Here is a 20,324-nt window from a genome sequence, read left to right as displayed (position 1 = left end):
GTTATTTATCGCTTAATGTCACGGCGACTTTTCAATATTACCAACTTCTTTTTGAGAAGTCAATAACTTTTTTCTTTTTTCTTTTTCGCATCTTTTATTATGAAAAACGCGACAAGAAATAGTATAGCACCATTCAAAATTTGATACAAGTGTTTTTTAAAAAAAGACCGATTTAAAGGCTTAAGACCTTTAAATCGGCATCCCTCTTAACTTCTCTATTCTTTCGGACGCATTTGCGGGAACAATAAAACATCTCTAATAGATGAAGAATTTGTTAGCAGCATAATTAACCGATCGATCCCAATTCCTAATCCACCTGTTGGTGGCAATCCATATTCTAGAGCTTCAATGAAATCTTCGTCCATTTCATGAGCTTCATCGTTACCTTCAGCTTTTTCAACCAATTGAGCTTCAAAGCGCTGACGTTGATCAATTGGATCGTTCAACTCTGTAAATGCATTAGCATGTTCACGACGTACTATAAATAATTCAAAGCGATCCGTAAAACGTTCATCTTCTGGGTTCTTCTTAGCTAACGGTGAAATTTCAACTGGATGTCCATAAATAAAAGTTGGTTGAACTAATTGTTCTTCTACTTTTTGCTCAAAGAACTCATTTAAGATATGACCGACTTCCATCGTAGATTTAATTTCAATACCGTGTTCTTTCGCTAAAGCTTGAGCTTCTTCTTTAGTTATATGCTTCCAGAAGTCTACGCCTGTATATTCTTTAACAGCATCAGCCATATGCAGTCGCTTCCAGCCTACAGCCAAGTCAATTTGGTCTTCTCCATATTGTACTGTAGTAGTTCCCAGAACTTCTTGTGCAATATGAGCGACTAAGTTTTCTGTAAGTGCCATGATGTCGTTATAATCTGCGTAAGCTTCATATAATTCTAACATCGTGAATTCAGGGTTATGACGAGTTGAGATTCCTTCGTTACGGAAGACACGCCCAATTTCATATACTTTTTCTAATCCACCTACAATTAATCGTTTTAAATGAAGCTCAATCGCAATACGGATATACAATTCCATATCTAACGCATTGTGGTGTGTAATAAACGGTTTTGCAGCCGCTCCTCCAGCAATTGAATGAAGCATTGGAGTTTCAACTTCCAAGAATCCCTCATTATCTAAGTAACGACGCATAGATTGGATAATGCGACTACGCAGAATAAAGGTCTCTTTGCTTTCTTCACTTGTTAGCAAATCTAAATAACGCTGACGGTAACGTTGCTCTACATCTTTTAAGCCATGGAATTTTTCCGGTAATGGGCGTAATGCTTTTGTAAGGAATTCTACTTCTTTTGCTTTAATCGATAATTCCCCGACATTCGTTTTAAAAACAGTTCCTTTAATCCCTAAAATATCTCCTAGGTCAACTGTGTTGTAAAACTCGTAAGCTTCGTCACCAATAGCGTCTTTACGAACGTAAATTTGAATTTGACCTTTTAAATCTTGAATATGCGCAAAACCGGCTTTCCCTTTTCCACGCTTAGTCATAACTCGTCCAGCAATTACTACTTCATGCGATGCTTCTTCAAGCTCTTCTTTAGAGAACTCTCCATATTGCTCAATTATTTCTTGAGATAAGTGAGTCCGCTCGAAACGGCCCCCAAATGGATCCATTCCGTTATCTCGGAAATTCTGCATTTTTTGACGCCTTACTACTAATTGATCGTTTAATTCTTCTGACATGCCCTACACTCCTTTATCTGTTTAACACTAAATCTCATTCATGTATTTCTCTATTGTACACAATTTCTTACCATACTACATAAAAAAGCTGCCACGAATTTGTGACAGCTTGAAGTTCCACTAATTAGTAAAGATTGAATTTCTCTTATGACCCTAGTTGCTTGTCTTGCAAAAATGTTTCAACACCCTTATATGATTTCCACAAACGAACGCCATCTGCTTCAAAGCTGTTCACTATTTTAAATTCTGCTGTTAGTTCAAGCAATGGCACCATAACGAATGCACGTTCCTCCATGCGTGGATGCGGAACAATAAGCCTATCACTTTCTATGTTATCACGGTTATACAATAAAATATCAAGGTCTATCGTTCTCGGTCCCCATCTAACAAGGCGCTTGCGATTTAAATTTTGTTCAATCTCCTGGCACACATCCAACAACTTGAATGCATCTAATTCCGTTTCGAGCTGAACGACCATATTTAGAAAAGGTTCCTGCTCTGTAAATCCTACAGGATCTGTTTCGTAGAGAGAAGAAATGCGCGTAACGGTAATGGAAGGAGATTTTGAAAGTTGCGATACTGCTTGCCGCAACATCTCAAAACGATCGCCCATATTAGAACCGAGTGATAAATAAATTTGGTTCATGCAAACTTCCCTCGCGTCAATTCAATCGCTACCGATTTATAATGACCAGGAATCGGTGGATCTGGTTTGATTAGCTGGACGCGGACGCCTTTCACTAAAGGAAAGTCGGATAAGATTCGACTAGCTACACTTTCTGCTACAGCTTCCACTAATTTCTTCGGCTCTCCCTCGACAATTGAACGACACGCTTCGTAAACTTCCCCGTAATGTACTGTATGCTCTAGCGCGTCAGTTTCTCCAGCTTGCTGCAAATCTACAGCTAACGAAACCGTCAAACGAAATCGCTGACCCAATTTCGTTTCTTCAGGAAATACCCCATGATAGCCATAAAACTCCATATCATTTACATGAATAAAATCCATTACTTCTCCTCCTTATATGGGTGTTTGCCCGTTAACGCGTCCATCATCCGGACCGTGCGAACTGTTTCCTTCACATCGTGAACGCGCACGATATTGCAACCTTGGTTAATCCCGTAGCAAACCGTCGCGAGCGATCCTTCTAACCGCTCTTCTACAGTAGTATTTAAAATCTTGCCAATGAATGACTTTCTAGAGGTACCAAGGAGCACCGGGTAACCCAACTCTGCTATTCGTCCAATCGACTGGATTGCTTGCAAGTTTTGCTCTACCGATTTAACAAATCCAACTCCAGGATCGAGCCAGATATTTTCTTTTGGCACTCCAGCAGAAAGCGCGATTCCAATACTTTCAGTAAGGTCCTCCAATAAATCCTCTTGAAAATTTGAATAAGCCGTATCGTTGCGATTATGCATCAAGATGATTGGCACGCTCCATTTTGCCGCGACATTCGCAATCTCCGAATCGTATTTAGCTCCCCAAATATCGTTAATAATATGGGCACCTGCTGCAATTGCAGCTTCTGCTACACGTGATTTATAGGTATCCACTGAAATTATTACATCAAAATTTTGACGCAACTCCTTGATTACAGGAATAATTCGTCCGATTTCTTCTTCATCTGAAATTTGCACATGACCTGGTCGCGTCGATTCACCACCTACGTCGATAATGTCCACACCATCCGCGATCATTTGCTTAGCATGCGTTAGCGCTTGCTCCACTCCACTATACTTTCCACCGTCAGAAAAAGAATCTGGCGTAACATTTAATATGCCCATAACAAGCGTTTTATCTTTAACATTGATTTCCACAAAATTCACCGTCCAACATTCGAATATGTATCATTAAGCGCGCCTTCATCTTACCTTATTTGAATGGTTTGTTTCCATAGAAAAAGAGCGAACGCTATGTCCGCTCTTTTCAACCGTTTAGTTCGATTCATCAAATTGGTAAAGCGGTGTGCTTAAGTAGCGTTCCCCATTAGATGGAATGATAGCTAACACTTTTTTACCTTTACCTAAACGTTTCGCAACTTGAAGTGCAGCGTAAATGGCCGCCCCTGAAGATACGCCTCCAAGAATACCTTCTTCGCGAGCTGCTTGTCGCGCCGTATCGTATGATTGATCGTTCGTTACTTGAATAATCTCATCGTATACTTTGGTATCGAGGACAGCCGGAACAAAGCCAGCCCCGATCCCTTGAATTTTGTGAGGTCCTGGCTTACAACCTGATAAGACAGCTGAATCAGCAGGCTCTACTGCAACAATGCGAATTTCTGGATACTTTTCTTTTAATACGTGGCCAGCACCTGTGATCGTTCCACCAGTACCAATTCCTGAAACAAATGCATCTAGTTGATCGCCCATTGTTTCAACGATTTCTGGACCTGTCGTTAATCGGTGAACTTCAGGGTTTGCTTCGTTATTAAATTGTTGCGGCATAAACCAACCGTTTTCAGCTGCATTTTTCTCAGCCGTTTTAATCGCACCATTCGGACCATTCATGCCGTCTGGACCTGGCGTTAAAATCAATTCAGCGCCATAAGCACGCAACAAATTACGACGCTCCATGCTCATTGTTTCGGGCATAACCAAAACAGATTTATAGCCTTTTGCAGCTGCGATCATCGCTAAACCGATTCCTGTATTACCACTTGTTGGTTCGATAATTGTGTCGCCTTCTTTTAAATCTCCGGACTTTTCGGCCGCTTCAATCATTGCAAGCGCAATTCTATCTTTTACACTGCTGCCTGGGTTGAAGTATTCTAATTTCAAGTAAACGTCTGCATCTTCAGGACCTGTTAACCGATTCAACTTTACAATAGGTGTTTGTCCAATCAAATCAGTAATCGAATTTCCTACACGCGCCATTTTCCAACACTCCTAATCCCTAGTAATTTTGTCGACTTTAATGAAGCTAATGTTATCAATATGACAGGTCTTTTGTCAAATTGCATGAATTCATAAAAAATAGACGTTTCGTAATGAAACGTCTAAGAACAGTTATTCTCCGTAAAACCATTCAGCATCAAATTCTTGCCAAAATGCTTCAGGGGTTACCGCTTGTGGCAATTGTTCTAGTGCTAGCTCGCGGTTGATATGCCCTTCTACATCTTCATAAGAAAATGTTTGACCATTCACTTTTTCTGTAACGGAAATAATGGCCGTTTTGCCGGTTTCCAATGGGAGTGGCGAAGACCATCCACCAACTTCTACTTTTGAAACAGCTTTCGCAACATTAGCATCTACGCCAGGTTCGCCATTGGAAATATACCCAATATCTCCGCCAAGGTTACCTGTTGCGCTGTCAATTGATCGTTCACGAGCAGTCGCTTCGAATGAAGAGCCTTTTTCAAGTTCTTTGATCGTCTCTTCTGCTTCGGCTGATGAATTTAATACGATAATGCGCGTACGATACGAATCTTTCACATCATAAAGCGACTCGTTATCGTCATAAAACGCTTTAATCTCTTCTTTTTCAATAACAACGTCTTTCGTTAGCACTTTTTCTAAAATTAATTGGGCTTTTATTTTTTCACGTTGACGTGCATCGTCCACTGTATATAGCGCGGCTTCCGTACCATCTCGCGAAGAACGCACTAGCGCTAACTCCAAATCAATTTCTTTATCACTAACTTCAATGCCATAATCTTGAGCCGCAGTGGCCATTACTTTTTCATTGACTAACTCGAGTAATGCTTCACGACCATGCTGCTCTTCCATAGAAGCTAACCACTCTTCTCGTGTGATTGCTTCCCCACTGACAGAAGCGACTTTTTCCGCTTTGCCCGTATCGTTCGGAATTAACCAAGCAATAAACCACAAAATATTAAACAGCAATAATACCCCGATAACCATTAGCACCGGTTTTGTTTTTAAATGTCGTTTAGGCTTGACCGTACCTGCCGGCGGCACAGGTCGCCGATTATTATAATTGGAGCTCATTGATAAACGTCTCGAGTTCCTCTTTAGAATAATGATACGTTTCCAAGCAGAAATGGCATTGCGCTTCCGCCATTCCATCTTCATCGATCATGTCTTGAATTTCTTTTACTCCAAGTCCAAGAATAGCTGTCGCGAAACGGCCTTTAGAACAATTGCATTCAAAATTCACCGGCATTTTATCAAGAATTTGGACGTTCTCTTCTCCAAGAACTGCTTCGAGAATTTCTTCCGGCGACAATCCACGCTGAATCATATGAGAAACTGGTTCAATGCCTGAAAGACGTTCTTCGATTTTCGTGATGGTTTCATCGTCTGTATTTGGCATCAATTGAATGATAAATCCACCTGCCGCCAATATTGAGTTGTCTGTATCTACCAAGACACCTAGACCAACTGATGAAGGCACTTGTTCTGAAGTAGCAAAATAATAAGTAAAGTCTTCCGCAATTTCACCTGAAACGATCGGCGTTTGACCCGTGAAATTATCGCGCATACCTAAATCTTTCACAACAGACATCATGCCACCAGTACCCACCGCACGGCTAACATCTAATTTACCTTGTTCGTTTAAATCAAAATGAGTTTGTGGGTTCGAAACATAGCCACGAACGCCACCTTTAGCATTGCTATCTACTAGTAATGCACCAATAGGTCCGCCACCTTCAAATTTAATCGTTACTTTATCATCGCCTTTTAACATGGCGCCGAGCATCACACCACCGGTCATTGCTCTTCCTAATGCGGCTGAAGCGGTTGGCCACATCATATGGCGCCGTTGTGCTTCTCCTACTGTTTTCGTGCTATCTACTGCAAATGCACGGACACTCCCATTAAAACCGAGGCCGCGAACTAAATAATCTGACACATCTATCGTTCCTTTCTTTACGCTTGGTTGCGTTTGTAAATTAAATACAATCCTTTTAATGTTAAAAAAGGATCTACATAATCAATAATCGTTGTTTCACCAGCAATCAAAGAAGCCATACCGCCAGTCGCAATAACTGTCGGTTTTTCTTTACTGTCTTTTTTCATGCGCGAAACAATTCCTTCTACTTGGCCAACATAGCCGTACACAATACCCGCTTGCATGGCAGAAATCGTATTTTTGCCCACTACGTGCTCGGGTGTCGCGATTTCAATTCGTGGAAGCTTAGCAGCACGTGCATACAGCGCTTCTGTCGAAATATTAATACCAGGAGCAATAGCGCCTCCCATGTATTGTTGCTTTTCATTAATATAACAGAAAGTATTGGCAGTGCCAAAATCAACAATAATCAACGGTCCCCCGTATTCATAGATTGCCGCGACTGCATTTACGATTCGGTCAGTTCCGACTTCACGCGGATTATCATACTTAATGTTTAATCCCGTTTTAACACCAGGTCCGACAATCAACGGTTTTACTTGAAAATACTTTTGGCACATCCGCTCTAAAGTAGAGATGATAGGCGGGACAACGGACGACATAATAATACCCGTAACCGAAGAAAAACTTAAACCCACATCTTGGAGAAATGCTTTAATCTGCACGCCATATTCATCTTCCGTTTTGTGACGAAGGGTTTCCATACGCCAATAGTGTAATAATTGGTCCTGATCGTATACACCTAGGACAATACTTGTATTTCCCGCATCCATTACTAAAATCATGATTTAGCCTCACTTATCGACGAATTTCCAACACATCATACCACAATTTATAGAAAGCAAAAAGCTGATTGCCTTCCCTATAGAAAGGGAATGGGCAACCAGCTCGTTACTTTTATTATTTGCGTTTTTCGTCAATCGAATCTCCTACAGAGCCCGTTTGTCCGTCTTCTGAAGGCAAGTCTCCCGCTGAAGGATCAGCTGGTGCACCTATCGCTTCTGAAGTATCGCCATCTTTTTTCAAATCCGGTTTGCTTTCGTCTCCGAAATCACCGTTTAATGTTTCGTAATCGCGTTCAGGAAGCGTACCGTGGTCTTTCAAATGCAGAATTTGCGCTGCATCTAATGTTTCCACTTCAAGCAATGTCGTCGCGATTAATTCAAGAAGTTCTTTCTTCTCAGTCAGAATTTCTTTCGTGCGAATATATTGCTCTTTAATAATACGTTGCATTTCCTGATCAATTTCAAAGGCAATGGCATCTGAATAATTTTGTTCAGAATTAAAGTCACGTCCTAAGAATACGTTACCGCCTTGGGCTGTACCGAATTGAACAGGTCCGATTTTGTCACTCATGCCGTATTCCGTTACCATGCTACGAGCAATTGCCGTTGCACGTTGGAAATCGTTATGAGCGCCAGTTGATACTTCGCCGAACATGATATCTTCTGCTACACGTCCGCCTAGCAAACCAGAAATCTTATCAAGCAATTCCGGTTTTGTCATAAAGTAACGATCTTCTTTTGGTAGCATGACTGCATAGCCGCCAGCTTGTCCGCGAGGAACGATGGTTACTTTATGAACTGTTTCAGCATCGTCAAGCGTTAACCCGATAACCGTATGACCTGCTTCGTGGAAAGCCACGATATTGCGTTCTTTTTTCGAGATGACACGGTTTTTCTTAGCAGGACCTGCGATAACGCGGTCAGATGCTTCATCAAGATCAGACATATCGATTTTAAGTTTATTGCGACGAGCCGCAACAAGTGCTGCTTCGTTCAATAAGTTCTCTAAATCAGCACCTGAGAATCCAGGTGTACGCTGAGCGATTGCTTTTAAATCAACATTTTCGTCAAGCGGTTTATTGCGCGCATGAACTTTAAGAACTTCTTCGCGGCCTTTAACATCCGGACGACCTACAGTAATCTGACGGTCAAAGCGCCCTGGACGAAGTAAAGCCGGATCCAGAATATCCGGACGGTTAGTTGCGGCAATAATAATAACGCCTTCGTTAGCACCAAAGCCATCCATTTCAACCAATAGTTGATTTAGTGTTTGCTCACGCTCATCATGTCCACCACCGAGACCAGCGCCACGTTGGCGTCCGACTGCGTCGATTTCATCGATAAAAATGATACAAGGTGCATTTTTCTTCGCGTTTTCAAACAAATCACGAACTCGAGAAGCCCCGACACCAACAAACATCTCTACAAAGTCCGAACCACTAATAGAGAAGAAAGGAACACCTGCTTCTCCAGCAACAGCACGAGCTAGTAAAGTTTTACCAGTACCCGGAGGTCCAACAAGCAAAATACCTTTTGGAATACGGGCGCCAATGTCTGCAAATCTGCGCGGATCTTTCAAGAAATCAACAACTTCAACAAGTTCTTGTTTCTCTTCATCTGCTCCAGCTACATCGTTAAAGCGAACTTTTTGTTTTTGATCATCATATAACTTCGCTTTACTTTTACCGAAGTTCATCACACGGCCGCCTCCGCCGCCTTGTGATTGATTAAGTAAGAAGAAGAAAAGGATGAAAATGATGATAAATGGAATGATACCTGTGAAAAATGAAACCCAACCACTTGTTTGTGGAGCTTTCAAATATTCAATCTCGACACCATCTTGTGCTTTTGCAACTGCATCAATTTCTGCAGTTAATGCTTCGTTCTCTAACGGAATATTTGTTACAAAAGACTGACCTTCGTCATATCCAGTCATTTTCCCTGTAACTTCATAAACCATTGCATCTGGTTGGATTGTAACTTCCTCAATCTCTCCACTTTCCAATGCTGTTAAAAATTCGTTATATCCTATATTTTCAGTTGGCTGGTTACTATTGTTAAAGGTACCCAGAATCCCGATAATAACTAGGAAAATCAGTAAATAAAATATGGTGTATCGAAATATCCGATTCATCCCGCGCCCCCTCATAAAGTTTCCCTAAAACTATACTAAATACTACCATAGGAACATTTCAGCATACAACGAAAAGGCCTTATTCTCGCTGTTTAATCGATAGACTGTGAACGATCGTTGTCTATTCTGCTTCTTCGCTGTAAATGGCAGGCTTCAGAATTCCGATATACGGTAAGTTCCGGTATTTTTCTGCGTAATCCAAGCCATATCCAACAACAAATGCATCCGGTACTTCAAAGCCAACATAATCAGCTTTCAAATCTACTTTGCGCCCTGTTGGTTTATCCAACAAAGTAACAATTTTGATAGAGTTTGCTTTGCGGTATTTGAATAGGTCCACTAAATAGCTAAGTGTCATCCCACTATCAATAATGTCTTCAATGATTAGTAGATCGCGCCCTTCGACACTCGCATTCAAATCTTTGACAATTTTAACTTCTCCAGAAGAAACAGTTGCGTTGCCGTAACTTGAAACATCCATGAAGTCCATTTCGATAAAACCATCAATGCGTTTCATCAGATCGCCCATGAACGGCATTGCGCCTTTTAAAACGCCGATAGCTAGTGGATATTTGCCTTTATAATCCTCTGTTAACGTCGCTCCTAGTTCACGTGCTTTGTCTTGCAATTGTTCTTCACTAATCAATATTTCTTTAATGTCATTCTGTAACATGGTGGACCTCCTAGTATTCCTTGTTTTCATTTTATAAAAGTTGTTCAATTAGTACCCAATTGTCTCCATCGCGCTTTTGACGGCTAACGAGGGCGGATGGTCGTAAGCCTGGCACTAATAAAAGTTCGTTTTTGTCAGTTGTGATGACAGGCCAACTTTCTCTCATAGGCACAGGAATTTTTTCATCAATCATTAAACGCGACAGTTTCTTTGGATGGTTCATCCCTGTAAGTAGAATCCGGTCACCCGGTTTTCTGTTTCGCAAAAAGAAACTGGCGGTTTCCGGTGCTTGAAAATACCAAGTTGTGGAATCCTCAATTTGTTCTTGTGGAACTGTTGGAATCACTTTAAACCGGCGACCATCAAAAATAGGCGTCCAGTCAGCGGTAATGTTGATGGTAGTCAGTTCAGCCACTGCTTCTTGCGATTGGCGACCGAGCAAAACCGTGTCGTATTGGCGAATCGCTATATAATGTTGCGGCAAATGTAAAAAAACAGTGCCCGATGAACTTTGCATCATTTCCTGCATTTGTTCGACCAACTGTCTCGTTAACGGAACTTGCTTCGGATTATATAGATAGTTTAATAGTAGTAGAACCATTCTTTTTTGTAAAGCATGCGCTTCAACTCTGAAACTTTTGGCAGATAAAAAAACTTTTCCACTCTCTATTCTAATCAGTTGCTGCAATTTCTGTTGGGCTAATTCTTGTAAAAACTGTTGATCTTGTTGCATATCTTCAGCAAGTTCTACAAAATTTTGAGAAACCTTGCTATTTTCTTCTTTTAAAAGCGGCAAAACGTTTTGCCGCAAACGATTTCGTGTATAGGCCGCTTCAGCGTTGCTCGAATCTTCTCGATATGGAATGTTTAGCGATTTCGCATATGCGCTAATTTGCTCTTTTACCACTGCCAACAGCGGACGGATCAACTGACCGTTTCCAAACGGACGGCTTGCTAACATGCCAAATGAGCCATCCTGTAAACTGCCTCTGACTCCTGACATCAAGATGGTTTCAAGTTGATCGTCCGCGTGATGGGCGGTCGCAAACTTAGTAGCACCGGTTTGTTTCATAACTTCGAGAAAATAATTATAGCGTTCAGTACGGCATACTTGTTGCTTGTTGCCGCCCCTTTTTTCTAAAATCGCTGGAATAGGAATTGCTCGACTAAAGCATTCAATGCCCCATTGTTTCGCTATTTTTTCAGTAAACAAGCGATCTTTATCGGATTCTTCTCCTCTTAACATATGATCTACATGAACAGCCGCAACCGAAATGCCTAGGTCTGCCTTTATTGAATTCAAAAAATAAAGTAAGACCATCGAGTCAATTCCGCCTGAACACCCGACAAGTACTTTATCTCCAGTTTGTAGCAATTGATGCTTGTTCATGTGTTGCATGAGTACCGCTTGAAAACCCTTCACTATCTTCACCTCACCCGCTTATCTCTGCCTTTGAAATTTATCTAAAAAAATATTTTAAAATTGTAATTGACAGGTGCATCTATCAATAGTATGCTATTAAATGTTCGTTTAAACAAGGCGGCGTAGCTCAGCTGGCTAGAGCGTACGGTTCATACCCGTGAGGTCGGGGGTTCGATCCCCTCTGCCGCCATCATAGTTCCAAAAAGCAGTGTCCTTCTAGGGCGCTGCTTTTTTTATTTCAAAAATAATATCAAAAAAAAAAACGCTTCTCAAACTGAGAAGCGTTTTCGCATAAATTTCAAGCTGTATTGAAGCATTTCCCTATACTATTAAAACAGCTAGCAAGTTAGCCTCTTTTTGCCCCTCTGCCGCCACGTTTTGATTCAGTCGCGCGCTTTAAGGTCGTCATATTTTCTTCGCTGTCTTTCAAGAACTTCGCCATTTTTGTTTCAAAGTTCTCTTTTGGAGCGCGGTCAAATGAACGATTGTTACTCGGGCGTGGTCGTTGTGGTCGTTCTGTGCCGCCAGCTGGTTGTGGCTTCGCTTTACGAATCGAAAGCCCAATCTTTCCGTCTGCTTCTACATTCATGACTTTCACTTCTACCATTTCGCCAACTTTAAGATGATCGTTAATATCTTTTACATAGTTGTCGGCTACTTCACTTATATGCACGAGGCCTGTTGCACCAGTTGGAAGCTGAACAAATGCTCCAAAGTTTGTAATACCTGTGACTTTACCTTCTAACTTGCTGCCTACTTCAATCGACATAAAAAAAATGCTCCTCCTTAAAATTTAAGATGACTCCAAAGCAATATTGGGTCATGCTGTCATTTTGCGGGACTTGTCCCACTTTTTATTATAACCATCAAAAAAAGAGTGTCAACTGACTACTCTTTTTCTGATAGCTTTTCTTCATCTTTTTTTTCGTCATGTGGGGTAGTAAAAATGATTTCTCCTTCTTCTGATAAGAAATAATCTTTACGTGCTAATTTAGCCAAATATTCTTCGTCATTCAATAGCAAGATTTGTTCTTCTAGCTGATTTTGCTGCTTTTCAACTTGTTCAAGTTCTAGCAATGCATCTTCACGAAGTTGCGCTTTTTCAGAAATGGTTTGTGTTTGTGCATAAATCGTTGACCCAATCCAAATAGTCGCCATTAAAACCACAAACCCAAATACTGCCAATCTTCTCATTAATCGAACTTTATGAGCAGATTTGCGTTTTTCTTCGATTTCAACCGAACGGACATAGTCATTGCGAATTGAGGTGACTTCGCGCTTCTCAGCTTTGTTATCTCTCTTCAAACTCATGACCCGCTCTCCCTTCATACTAACTTTGTCATTATTATACATGAAAAGCTTTAAAAACATAAGCGTTTTCAATAATTTTCCCTTTTATCACTTCTTTCTTCGATAAGGACTTACGCCTAATTTTTATTTTATCATAAAAATACAGTTGACTTAATTTTTATACAGACATATAATACTTATCATTATCTTTTCACTCAAAATTCAAAGGTTTTTCAACAATAAACGAAAAACGAATTTTATAAATATGCATTAACAATGAATAAAATAGGGGTGACAGAATGTCAGGTACAGTAACACTATCAAATGGCAAAGCATTTAATGGCAATTGGCATGGTAAAGCTTCTGCAATTCAAGGAGAAATTGTCTTTTTCACAGGCATGACTGGCTATGAAGAAGTTTTAACAGATCCATCGTATAAAGGACAAATCATTGTTTTTTCTTATCCTCTTATTGGACAATACGGCATCCAGTCGCTTTATGCACAGTCTGATCTGATTCAAGCGGCTGGTATTATTGTCGCAAACTTATATGAGGGACCGCTTGGTAATGGAGCAATTACACTCGCTGAGTTTGCTGCCAATCACAGCATTCCGATTTTAAGTGGTGTTGATACGCGTTCTGTGATCCAAAACATTCGTGATTCCGGCACAATGCAATCACAATTAATCCACACTTCTTTTCCAGAACTAGCTTGGGAGCCAGTGCAAACGCATTTTTTTCCTGCTACTCAAACAACACAAGAGCTTCAAACAATCGGAAACGGTACGACACATATTGGGTTAATCGATTTTCATTATAAATCCTCTATTTTAAAACAATTGCTGCAGCTGGATTGTAAAGTTACGATTGTTCCTTATGCGACGCCAACAGAACAGCTGGATCGTCTCGGGCTTGATGGCCTGTTATTTTCAAATGGTCCCGGAGACCCTGCCTCTCTTCAACAGCTATTTCCGACATACCGCGACTGGGCAGAGCGCTATCCGAGTTTCGGCATTTGCCTTGGCCACCAAGTACTGGCTTCCGCATTTGGTGCGAAAACAACGAAGCTTGCCTATGGTCACCGTGGAGCCAATCACCCTGTGATGAACGTACAAACAAAGCGCGTCAGCATGAGTTCGCAAAATCATAGCTATGTTGTTGAAAGCGACAGCCTTATACTTACACCTTTTTCGGTTCTTTATAAAAATGTCAACGACGGCAGTATCGAAGGACTTGTTCACGACTCATTACCCGTGACTACGGTCCAATTCCACCCCGAAGCAGCACCGGGTCCAACTGACCACCTTGACTTATTCAAACAATTTCTAAATGTCGCCAAGCAACCAGAAGGAGTGAAAGTCCATGCCTAAGCACGAACACATAAAAAAAGTATTGGTCATTGGCTCTGGCGCCATTGTCATTGGTCAAGCCGCTGAATTCGATTATTCGGGCACCCAAGCTTGTGTCGCATTAAAAGAAGAAGGCGTGGAAGTCATCTTAATCAACAATAATCCTGCAACGATTATGACCGATCAGTCTATTTCCGATAAAGTCTACTTCGAGCCGCTAACGTTAGATAGTGTCACTGCTATTATCGAAAAAGAACGACCGGATGGCTTGCTTGCAACAGTTGGTGGACAAACTGCCTTAAACTTAGCAATGGCTTTATCTGATTCGAGTATTTTAACGAAATATGGTGTTACGTTACTGGGTACCGACATGAAAGCCATTAAACAAGCGGAAGACCGCGAACAATTCCGCTCTTTGATGAACCAACTAGGTGAGCCGGTTCCGGATAGTGACATTATTTATTCGATTGAAGGAGCTTTGGAATTTGCAGATTCTGCGGGCTATCCACTCATCGTGCGTCCAGCTTATACGCTTGGTGGCTTTGGCGGCGGGATTGCTCAAGATGAAAAGACTTATATCGACTTAGTAAAACAAGGATTGAGTGCCAGTCCTATCAAGCAATGTTTAGTCGAAATTAGTATTGCTGGCTATAAAGAAATCGAATATGAAGTTATGCGTGACGCAGACGGAACGTGTATCACGATTTGCAATATGGAAAACTTTGATCCCGTCGGAGTGCATACAGGCGACTCGATTGTCGTAGCCCCTAGTCAAACATTAAACGATAAAGATTTCCATATGTTGCGTAGTTCTTCGATTCATATTATTAAAGCGCTTGGCATTATTGGCGCATGCAATGTACAGTTTGCGCTGCATCCTGAAACTTCCGCTTATTATTTAATCGAAGTTAACCCGCGTGTCAGTCGTTCCTCCGCTCTGGCTTCAAAAGCAACCGGGTATCCGATTGCTAAAATTGCAGCGAAGTTGGCACTGGGTTACCAATTAGCTGAATTAAAAAACCCAGTGACAGGGACAACATTTGCTAGTTTTGAACCGGCACTCGATTATGTAGCGGTAAAAATTCCGCGATGGCCGTTTGATCAATTCCCACAAATCGACCGAAAGCTCGGCACACAAATGAAAGCTACTGGTGAAGTGATGGCAATTGAACGCAGCATGGAAGCAGCATTGCAAAAAGCCATTCGTTCATTGGAGTTACCAATTGACGGCTTTCTCTCACCTGCTCTTAGCAAGTTTTCAATAGAACACTTATGCGAGTTGGCTATCGAGGCTGATGATCGTCGCCTGTTTGTCCTTTTTGAATTATTAGTTCGTGGCAAAACGATTGATTTTTTACATGGCCTCACAGGCATTACCCCTTACTTCTTATGGGTGATGAACAACATCGTTGACGAATGGCAGAAGCTTCAACAAACCAATTGGAACGATATGACACACGCTCGCTTGCTACAAGCCAAGACTTTAGGTTTTAGCGATCAACAACTAGCTGATTTATGGAACGTTTCGTGTTCTGAAGTTTGGGGACAACGCAGACTTTGGCAAGTAACTCCTGCTTATCGCATGATCGATACGTGCGCTGCTGAGTTTTCGTCAAATACCAATTATTTTTATTCGAGCTGGCATGGCGCTTCAGATGTTAGCCGTCCTCATCATAAGAAGAAAGTTGCAGTGATTGGATCAGGTCCCATTCGCATTGGTCAAGGCATTGAGTTTGACTATTGCTGCGTGCACAGTGTAATGGCTGCTCAAAAACTCGGGTACGAAGCGATTATGATCAATAACAATCCAGAAACTGTGAGCACAGATTACGAAGTAGCAGATGCATTGTATTTTGAGCCGATTACACCTGAAGATATTTTGAACGTACTGGACTTTGAAGGCATCAATCAAGTGATTCTCCAATTTGGCGGGCAAACTTCACTGAATGTAGCGGCAGCTTTAGAAAGCGCAGGGATTACCGTTCTCGGCTCGACAGTGGATTTACTAGACCAAATGGAAGACCGAGATCGTTTTTATGCATTTTTGGAATCGATCGGCTTACCGACCATACCGGGTAAAACAGCGCAGAATGCTGCTGAGGTTATCCCGGCAGCTCGCTCACTCAGATTCCCGGTGTTATTACGCCCCTCTTACGTTATTGGTGGGCGCGGCATGATTGTGTTAGCAAATGAGCAAGAATTAACGGACTGGTTGCAACAAACAACTATGACATTCCCTGTATTGGTCGATCATTTTGTTACTGGAAAAGAAGTTGAAGCGGATATTTTAACCGACGGCGACAATGTTTGGGTATCAGCGATTTTTGAACACGTCGAAGGAACCGGTGTTCATTCTGGGGACAGCATCTCCGTTACACCACCGGTTTCATTGTCAGCGGACGCTTTGCAAGAACTGACAGAAACCGCGAAACACATCGCCACAAACATGGACTATACTGGCTTATTTAATATCCAGTTTGTGTATGAAAACAACCAATTATTCGTGATGGAGATTAACCCACGAGCATCACGTACTGCTCCTATCAGCTCAAAAATAACGGATGTGCCACTAGTTCAACATGCTACTGCTTTGTTGCTAGGCATACCGTTCGAAGAACTGGGTATTGAAGAGAGTTTCAACGGACAACCTGAATATACGGTGAAAGCACCTGTTTTCTCACATATTAAACTGCCTGGCTTGTCTCCTGTTCTATCACCCGAAATGATGTCTACAGGTGAAGTGATTGGATCTAGTTCAGATTTCGATATAGCGTTAGCGAAAGCGCTCAGCGGTGCTTCTGTTCAACTGGCTAACTTGGCTGAAGACGGCACGTTATTTGTCGCAACGTCCTCGATCGATCAAGTCGACAGCGCGTTATGGAAAACACTTGGACAAGAGGTCCTTACAGAAAGCTCTTTGTCTTTTGATGATTGGTTACAAACTGAAAATAAAAAAGCGTATATCGATTTTTCTCCTGACCCGGACAGTACCCATGCTAAACAGGCCGCCATCCACCGTCTTCATGTGTGGACACGCCCTGAAACAATGGCTGCGTTTAACGGCAGCTTAACATCTACCCTATTCCTGAAAGGAGTGCTTGCAAAATGACAATGGCGATCCCATTTGCCCCATCAATTGTTCAAGAAGATTTTTTATCGCTAAAAGATTACAGCACGACAGAACTGATGGATTTGCTAAATCTGGCTATTGAATTAAAAAAACCAGAAAACAAGAATTTACCACTGTTAAAAGGAAAAGTACTCGGTATGATTTTCGAAAAATCCTCTACCCGTACGCGCGTTTCATTTGAAGCTGGGATGCTTCAGCTTGGAGGCCACGCCATGTTCTTAAGCTCGCAAGATACGCAACTTGGGCGCGGTGAAACCATTGCTGATACAGGGCGCGTTTTATCCGGTTATTTGGACGGGTTGATGATTCGTACATATCACCAATCGACCGTTCAAGAACTAGCGGACTTCAGTTCCATTCCGGTAATCAATGGCTTAACCGACGATTATCACCCATGCCAAGTCATGGCTGATTTAATGACGATGCTTGAGCACTTCGGCACCTTAAAAGGTAAGAAAATGGCCTATATCGGAGACGGCAATAATATGGCCAACTCGTTAATGATTGGCGCCGCAAAAGTTGGGATGGATATTAGCATTGCTTCCCCTGCTGCTTATGCACCTACACCAGCAATGGTTGCTTTAGCAAAAGAGATCGCACATTATACCGGCTCAACAATCGAAATTACAGATAGCCCAGAAAAAGCGGTTACAGGTAGTGACGCTGTTTATACAGATGTTTGGGCGAGCATGGGACAAGAACAAGAAACCATTGAACGCTTAGAACATTTCCAAGGGTTTCAAGTAAACGAAGAACTCATTAAGTATGCCAATCCTGACTTTATCTTTATGCATTGTCTGCCTGCTCATCGCGAGGAAGAAGTGACTACCGCTATTTTAGAAGGACCACAATCGGTTATTTTCCAGCAATCGGAAAATCGTTTACATGCTCAAAAAGCAGTACTTGTTGCATTGATGGGTGATAAATAAACACCAAAAAGCCTTAGGAATTTTTGATTCCTAAGGCTTTTGCTGTTTATTTGCCAGTAACATTCACGTATTCTTCTAAAGTCTTGCCGCTGTTTTTCACTTTCGGGGCCAATTCAGATCCTATATAACGGTAATGCCAAGGTTCATACATATATCCGGTAATTTTTTCTTTGCCTTTAGGGTACCGTAGAATAAATCCGTACTGATGAGCGTTCGCCGCAAGCCATTTCCCTTCTTTTGTGGCAGCAAACGATTCTTTCAGCCACTGTGATTGATTGCTACCACCCAAGTCGAACGCTAAGCCCGTTTGATGTTCACTATAACCCGGTTTTGCGCTAAAGCGATTGGCTTCTGCTGTGCCATGCTTGCGGACGTAATTATTATAAAGTTCTTTTTGACGATTATACGACCGAAACGTACTAAAAGCCGTCAACTGAACGCCTTGCTTTTTCGCCGCAACAACCATCGCATCTACTGCTTTTTGCGCCAGTTTGTTAACACCTGGGTTATAGCTAGATGGCAGGCCGTATTTTTTGTTGACGATTAACACGCCCGATGCATAAGTTCCCGGCGTCTTTGTAGACGGTGCTGGATAAGCAATTTGGGGGCTAGCTGCTTGATCGCTTAAGTAAGCTGAATTGACCCACCCCGTCTTGCTGCCATATTTCACTTTATACCAAGTGCCTTCTTTGCTAATGTATTCAACTTTTCCCCCTTTAGGGATAGAGCCCACAAGAGAACTACTCGCATTTGGTTTTAAACGCATGTTTAATTGATCAGTCGTTACGTAAGTCACAGGTGACTCCGCTTTTTTTGCCGCAAGCGGGAATTTTTCAGGAGCTAAAAGACGCGCCATAAATGCTGCGAAATGCTGACGTTGCAAAGATTCATTGGGTTTGAATGTTCCACCAGGATATCCATTTGTCACACCTGCTGTTGCCAAACGACTAATATAAGCATTAGCCCAAAAAGAAGAACTAACATCGGTAAAAGCGATATTTTGATCGACTTTTAATTGATAAGCTAACGTTAAAATCTTAGCCATTTCTGCACGTGTTAGTTGACCTTTGGGATCAAAATATTTTACGCCTTCTTTTGTTTCTTTTCCTGCAATAAAACCAAGTTTCACCGCTTTGGCTACTTCATCATATCCCGGTGTATCAGGGGTTAAGTCTGTAAACCCAGGATCTGTGCCCACAGTATCTTTATCATCTAATTCACGCAAAATCATACGCACAGCGTCTAGCCGGGTAATCGCAGCTGCTGGCTTAAAACTACCATCCGGAAACCCTTTGATAATCCCTAATCCTGATAGAAAATCGACTTCTTCTTTAAAGCTAGTTACGTCTTTAAAAGAATTTGCAGCGTGACCGGGCTCCGGCACTAGCGTTAAAGCCAATAACATTGTCGCAAATGCTAATCCAATCTTCTTGTTTAACGACTTTTTCGGCAATCTCATCAATTCCTCTCAGTAAACCCCTTTATCAGATCTTACTTATTGCCATTATAATCTAAAAAAACCTGCACACGGCAGGTTTTTTATATTCTAGAAAAAGTATTTTATAACCACATTTTCCGAAGCTTATCGCTCGCTTTCCGTGGGGTGGGCATCGAGCCTCCTCGCTCGCTGACGCTCTCTGCGGGGTCTCTCAAACCCACTATTCCCACAGGAGTCGAGCGAACGCTTCTCCAAATGCGTAGATGATTCACTTTTTTTAATCGTAAAAGTATCAGACTTTCACGAAACATAGAAGAGTATCAATTTATTTTACACACTGAAAAAACTTACATAAGGCAGGTTTTTACGCTTCGTCATCAATAAATTCAGGTTCTACTTTTTCTAGCTTTTCTTCGTTCAAAATTGTGTACATGTTCACTGTATCTTCTTTTTTCGCGACTTCTTTTAGCATATCAACGCGGACCGTAACGATTTTTTGCCCGAAACGAATTTGCAGCTCATCATTTTCTTTAATAACCGAGCTTGCTTTTGCTTTGTTGCCATTTACCGTAATACGTCCTTGGTCTGCTACTTGCTTCGCTAATGTACGACGCTTGATCAAGCGGGATACTTTTAAAAACTTATCTAATCTCAT

18 protein-coding genes and 1 tRNA gene are annotated in these 20,324 nt (G+C 41.7%); 4 read left to right on the top strand and 15 right to left on the bottom strand.

Features of this window, described 5'->3' with window-relative positions; translation table 11 throughout:
- Positions 1-215: 215 nt before the first annotated feature.
- The 11 genes from lysS to tilS all read right to left on the bottom strand — a co-directional run bounded on the left by lysS (position 216) and on the right by tilS (position 11,533).
- Positions 216-1,700, bottom strand: a complete 1,485-nt coding sequence (gene lysS / locus GPDM_RS16255) for a lysine--tRNA ligase (RefSeq protein WP_008433154.1) — start codon at positions 1,698-1,700, stop codon at positions 216-218.
- A gap of 145 nt (positions 1,701-1,845) precedes the next feature.
- On the bottom strand, positions 1,846-2,346 hold the full coding sequence (folK, locus tag GPDM_RS16250) for a 2-amino-4-hydroxy-6-hydroxymethyldihydropteridine diphosphokinase (RefSeq protein ID WP_008433152.1): 501 nt from the start codon (positions 2,344-2,346) through the stop codon (positions 1,846-1,848).
- Positions 2,343-2,708 carry a dihydroneopterin aldolase gene (gene folB, locus GPDM_RS16245; protein WP_008433150.1) on the bottom strand — a complete coding sequence of 122 codons (366 nt, stop codon included), beginning with the start codon at positions 2,706-2,708 and terminating at the stop codon, positions 2,343-2,345. The genes folK and folB overlap by 4 nt, the downstream gene beginning before the upstream one ends.
- Positions 2,708-3,520, bottom strand: a complete 813-nt coding sequence (gene folP / locus GPDM_RS16240) for a dihydropteroate synthase (protein ID WP_008433148.1) — start codon at positions 3,518-3,520, stop codon at positions 2,708-2,710. The genes folB and folP overlap by 1 nt, the downstream gene beginning before the upstream one ends.
- 117 nt (positions 3,521-3,637) lie before the next feature.
- The gene (gene cysK, locus GPDM_RS16235; protein WP_008433146.1) at positions 3,638-4,579 is read right to left on the bottom strand and encodes a cysteine synthase A; all 942 of its coding nucleotides are present in this window, start codon (positions 4,577-4,579) and stop codon (positions 3,638-3,640) included.
- A gap of 132 nt (positions 4,580-4,711) precedes the next feature.
- Positions 4,712-5,653: a peptidyl-prolyl cis-trans isomerase gene (locus GPDM_RS16230; protein WP_008433144.1), complete on the bottom strand. Its 942-nt coding sequence runs from the start codon at positions 5,651-5,653 to the stop codon at positions 4,712-4,714.
- Positions 5,637-6,518, bottom strand: a complete 882-nt coding sequence (gene hslO, locus GPDM_RS16225) for an Hsp33 family molecular chaperone HslO (RefSeq protein ID WP_008433143.1) — start codon at positions 6,516-6,518, stop codon at positions 5,637-5,639. Before hslO ends, GPDM_RS16230 begins: the two co-directional genes overlap by 17 nt.
- Before the next feature lie 17 nt (positions 6,519-6,535).
- On the bottom strand, positions 6,536-7,303 hold the full coding sequence (locus tag GPDM_RS16220; protein ID WP_008433141.1) for a type III pantothenate kinase: 768 nt from the start codon (positions 7,301-7,303) through the stop codon (positions 6,536-6,538).
- Positions 7,304-7,418: 115 nt separating this feature from the next.
- Positions 7,419-9,437 (bottom strand): ATP-dependent zinc metalloprotease FtsH, encoded by a 2,019-nt coding sequence (gene ftsH / locus GPDM_RS16215; RefSeq protein WP_008433140.1) that lies wholly within the window; start codon positions 9,435-9,437, stop codon positions 7,419-7,421.
- Between the two features lie 121 nt (positions 9,438-9,558).
- The gene (gene hpt, locus GPDM_RS16210; protein WP_008433138.1) at positions 9,559-10,110 is read right to left on the bottom strand and encodes a hypoxanthine phosphoribosyltransferase; all 552 of its coding nucleotides are present in this window, start codon (positions 10,108-10,110) and stop codon (positions 9,559-9,561) included.
- A gap of 31 nt (positions 10,111-10,141) precedes the next feature.
- Positions 10,142-11,533: a tRNA lysidine(34) synthetase TilS gene (gene tilS, locus GPDM_RS16205; RefSeq protein ID WP_008433136.1), complete on the bottom strand. Its 1,392-nt coding sequence runs from the start codon at positions 11,531-11,533 to the stop codon at positions 10,142-10,144.
- A 116-nt stretch (positions 11,534-11,649) separates the two neighbouring features.
- Between tilS and GPDM_RS16200 the strand changes: the two genes are divergently transcribed.
- Positions 11,650-11,723 (top strand) — tRNA-Met (locus GPDM_RS16200).
- 156 nt (positions 11,724-11,879) lie between these two features.
- On the opposite strand, the gene GPDM_RS16195 is transcribed toward GPDM_RS16200, so the two are convergent.
- A complete protein-coding gene (locus tag GPDM_RS16195) occupies positions 11,880-12,302 on the bottom strand; it encodes a S1 domain-containing RNA-binding protein (RefSeq protein ID WP_008433134.1) in 423 nt (140 codons plus the stop codon).
- 119 nt (positions 12,303-12,421) lie between these two features.
- Positions 12,422-12,844 (bottom strand): FtsB family cell division protein, encoded by a 423-nt coding sequence (locus GPDM_RS16190; RefSeq protein ID WP_008433133.1) that lies wholly within the window; start codon positions 12,842-12,844, stop codon positions 12,422-12,424.
- A 278-nt stretch (positions 12,845-13,122) separates the two neighbouring features.
- Here GPDM_RS16190 and GPDM_RS16185 point away from each other — a divergent pair, with 278 nt between their 5' ends.
- From GPDM_RS16185 to argF, 3 genes are read left to right on the top strand one after another with little or no spacing between them, the layout of a single operon-like run.
- Entirely contained in the window at positions 13,123-14,193 is a 1,071-nt protein-coding gene (locus GPDM_RS16185; protein ID WP_008433132.1) for a carbamoyl phosphate synthase small subunit, read from the top strand.
- The gene (locus tag GPDM_RS16180) at positions 14,186-17,281 is read left to right on the top strand and encodes a carbamoyl phosphate synthase large subunit (protein ID WP_008433130.1); all 3,096 of its coding nucleotides are present in this window, start codon (positions 14,186-14,188) and stop codon (positions 17,279-17,281) included. The genes GPDM_RS16185 and GPDM_RS16180 overlap by 8 nt, the downstream gene beginning before the upstream one ends.
- The gene (gene argF, locus GPDM_RS16175; protein WP_008433129.1) at positions 17,278-18,231 is read left to right on the top strand and encodes an ornithine carbamoyltransferase; all 954 of its coding nucleotides are present in this window, start codon (positions 17,278-17,280) and stop codon (positions 18,229-18,231) included. The genes GPDM_RS16180 and argF overlap by 4 nt, the downstream gene beginning before the upstream one ends.
- 46 nt (positions 18,232-18,277) lie before the next feature.
- On the opposite strand, the gene GPDM_RS16170 is transcribed toward argF, so the two are convergent.
- Complete coding sequence (locus GPDM_RS16170) at positions 18,278-19,690, bottom strand: D-alanyl-D-alanine carboxypeptidase family protein (protein ID WP_008433126.1); 1,413 nt, start codon at positions 19,688-19,690, stop codon at positions 18,278-18,280.
- 343 nt (positions 19,691-20,033) lie between these two features.
- Complete coding sequence (locus GPDM_RS16165) at positions 20,034-20,324, bottom strand: RNA-binding S4 domain-containing protein (RefSeq protein WP_008433125.1); 291 nt, start codon at positions 20,322-20,324, stop codon at positions 20,034-20,036.

Source organism: Planococcus donghaensis MPA1U2 (genome assembly GCF_000189395.1).
Lineage (GTDB): Bacteria > Bacillota > Bacilli > Bacillales_A > Planococcaceae > Planococcus > Planococcus donghaensis_B.
Note: the sequence above shows the minus strand (reverse complement) of the source record. Positions and strands in the feature narration are given on the sequence as shown.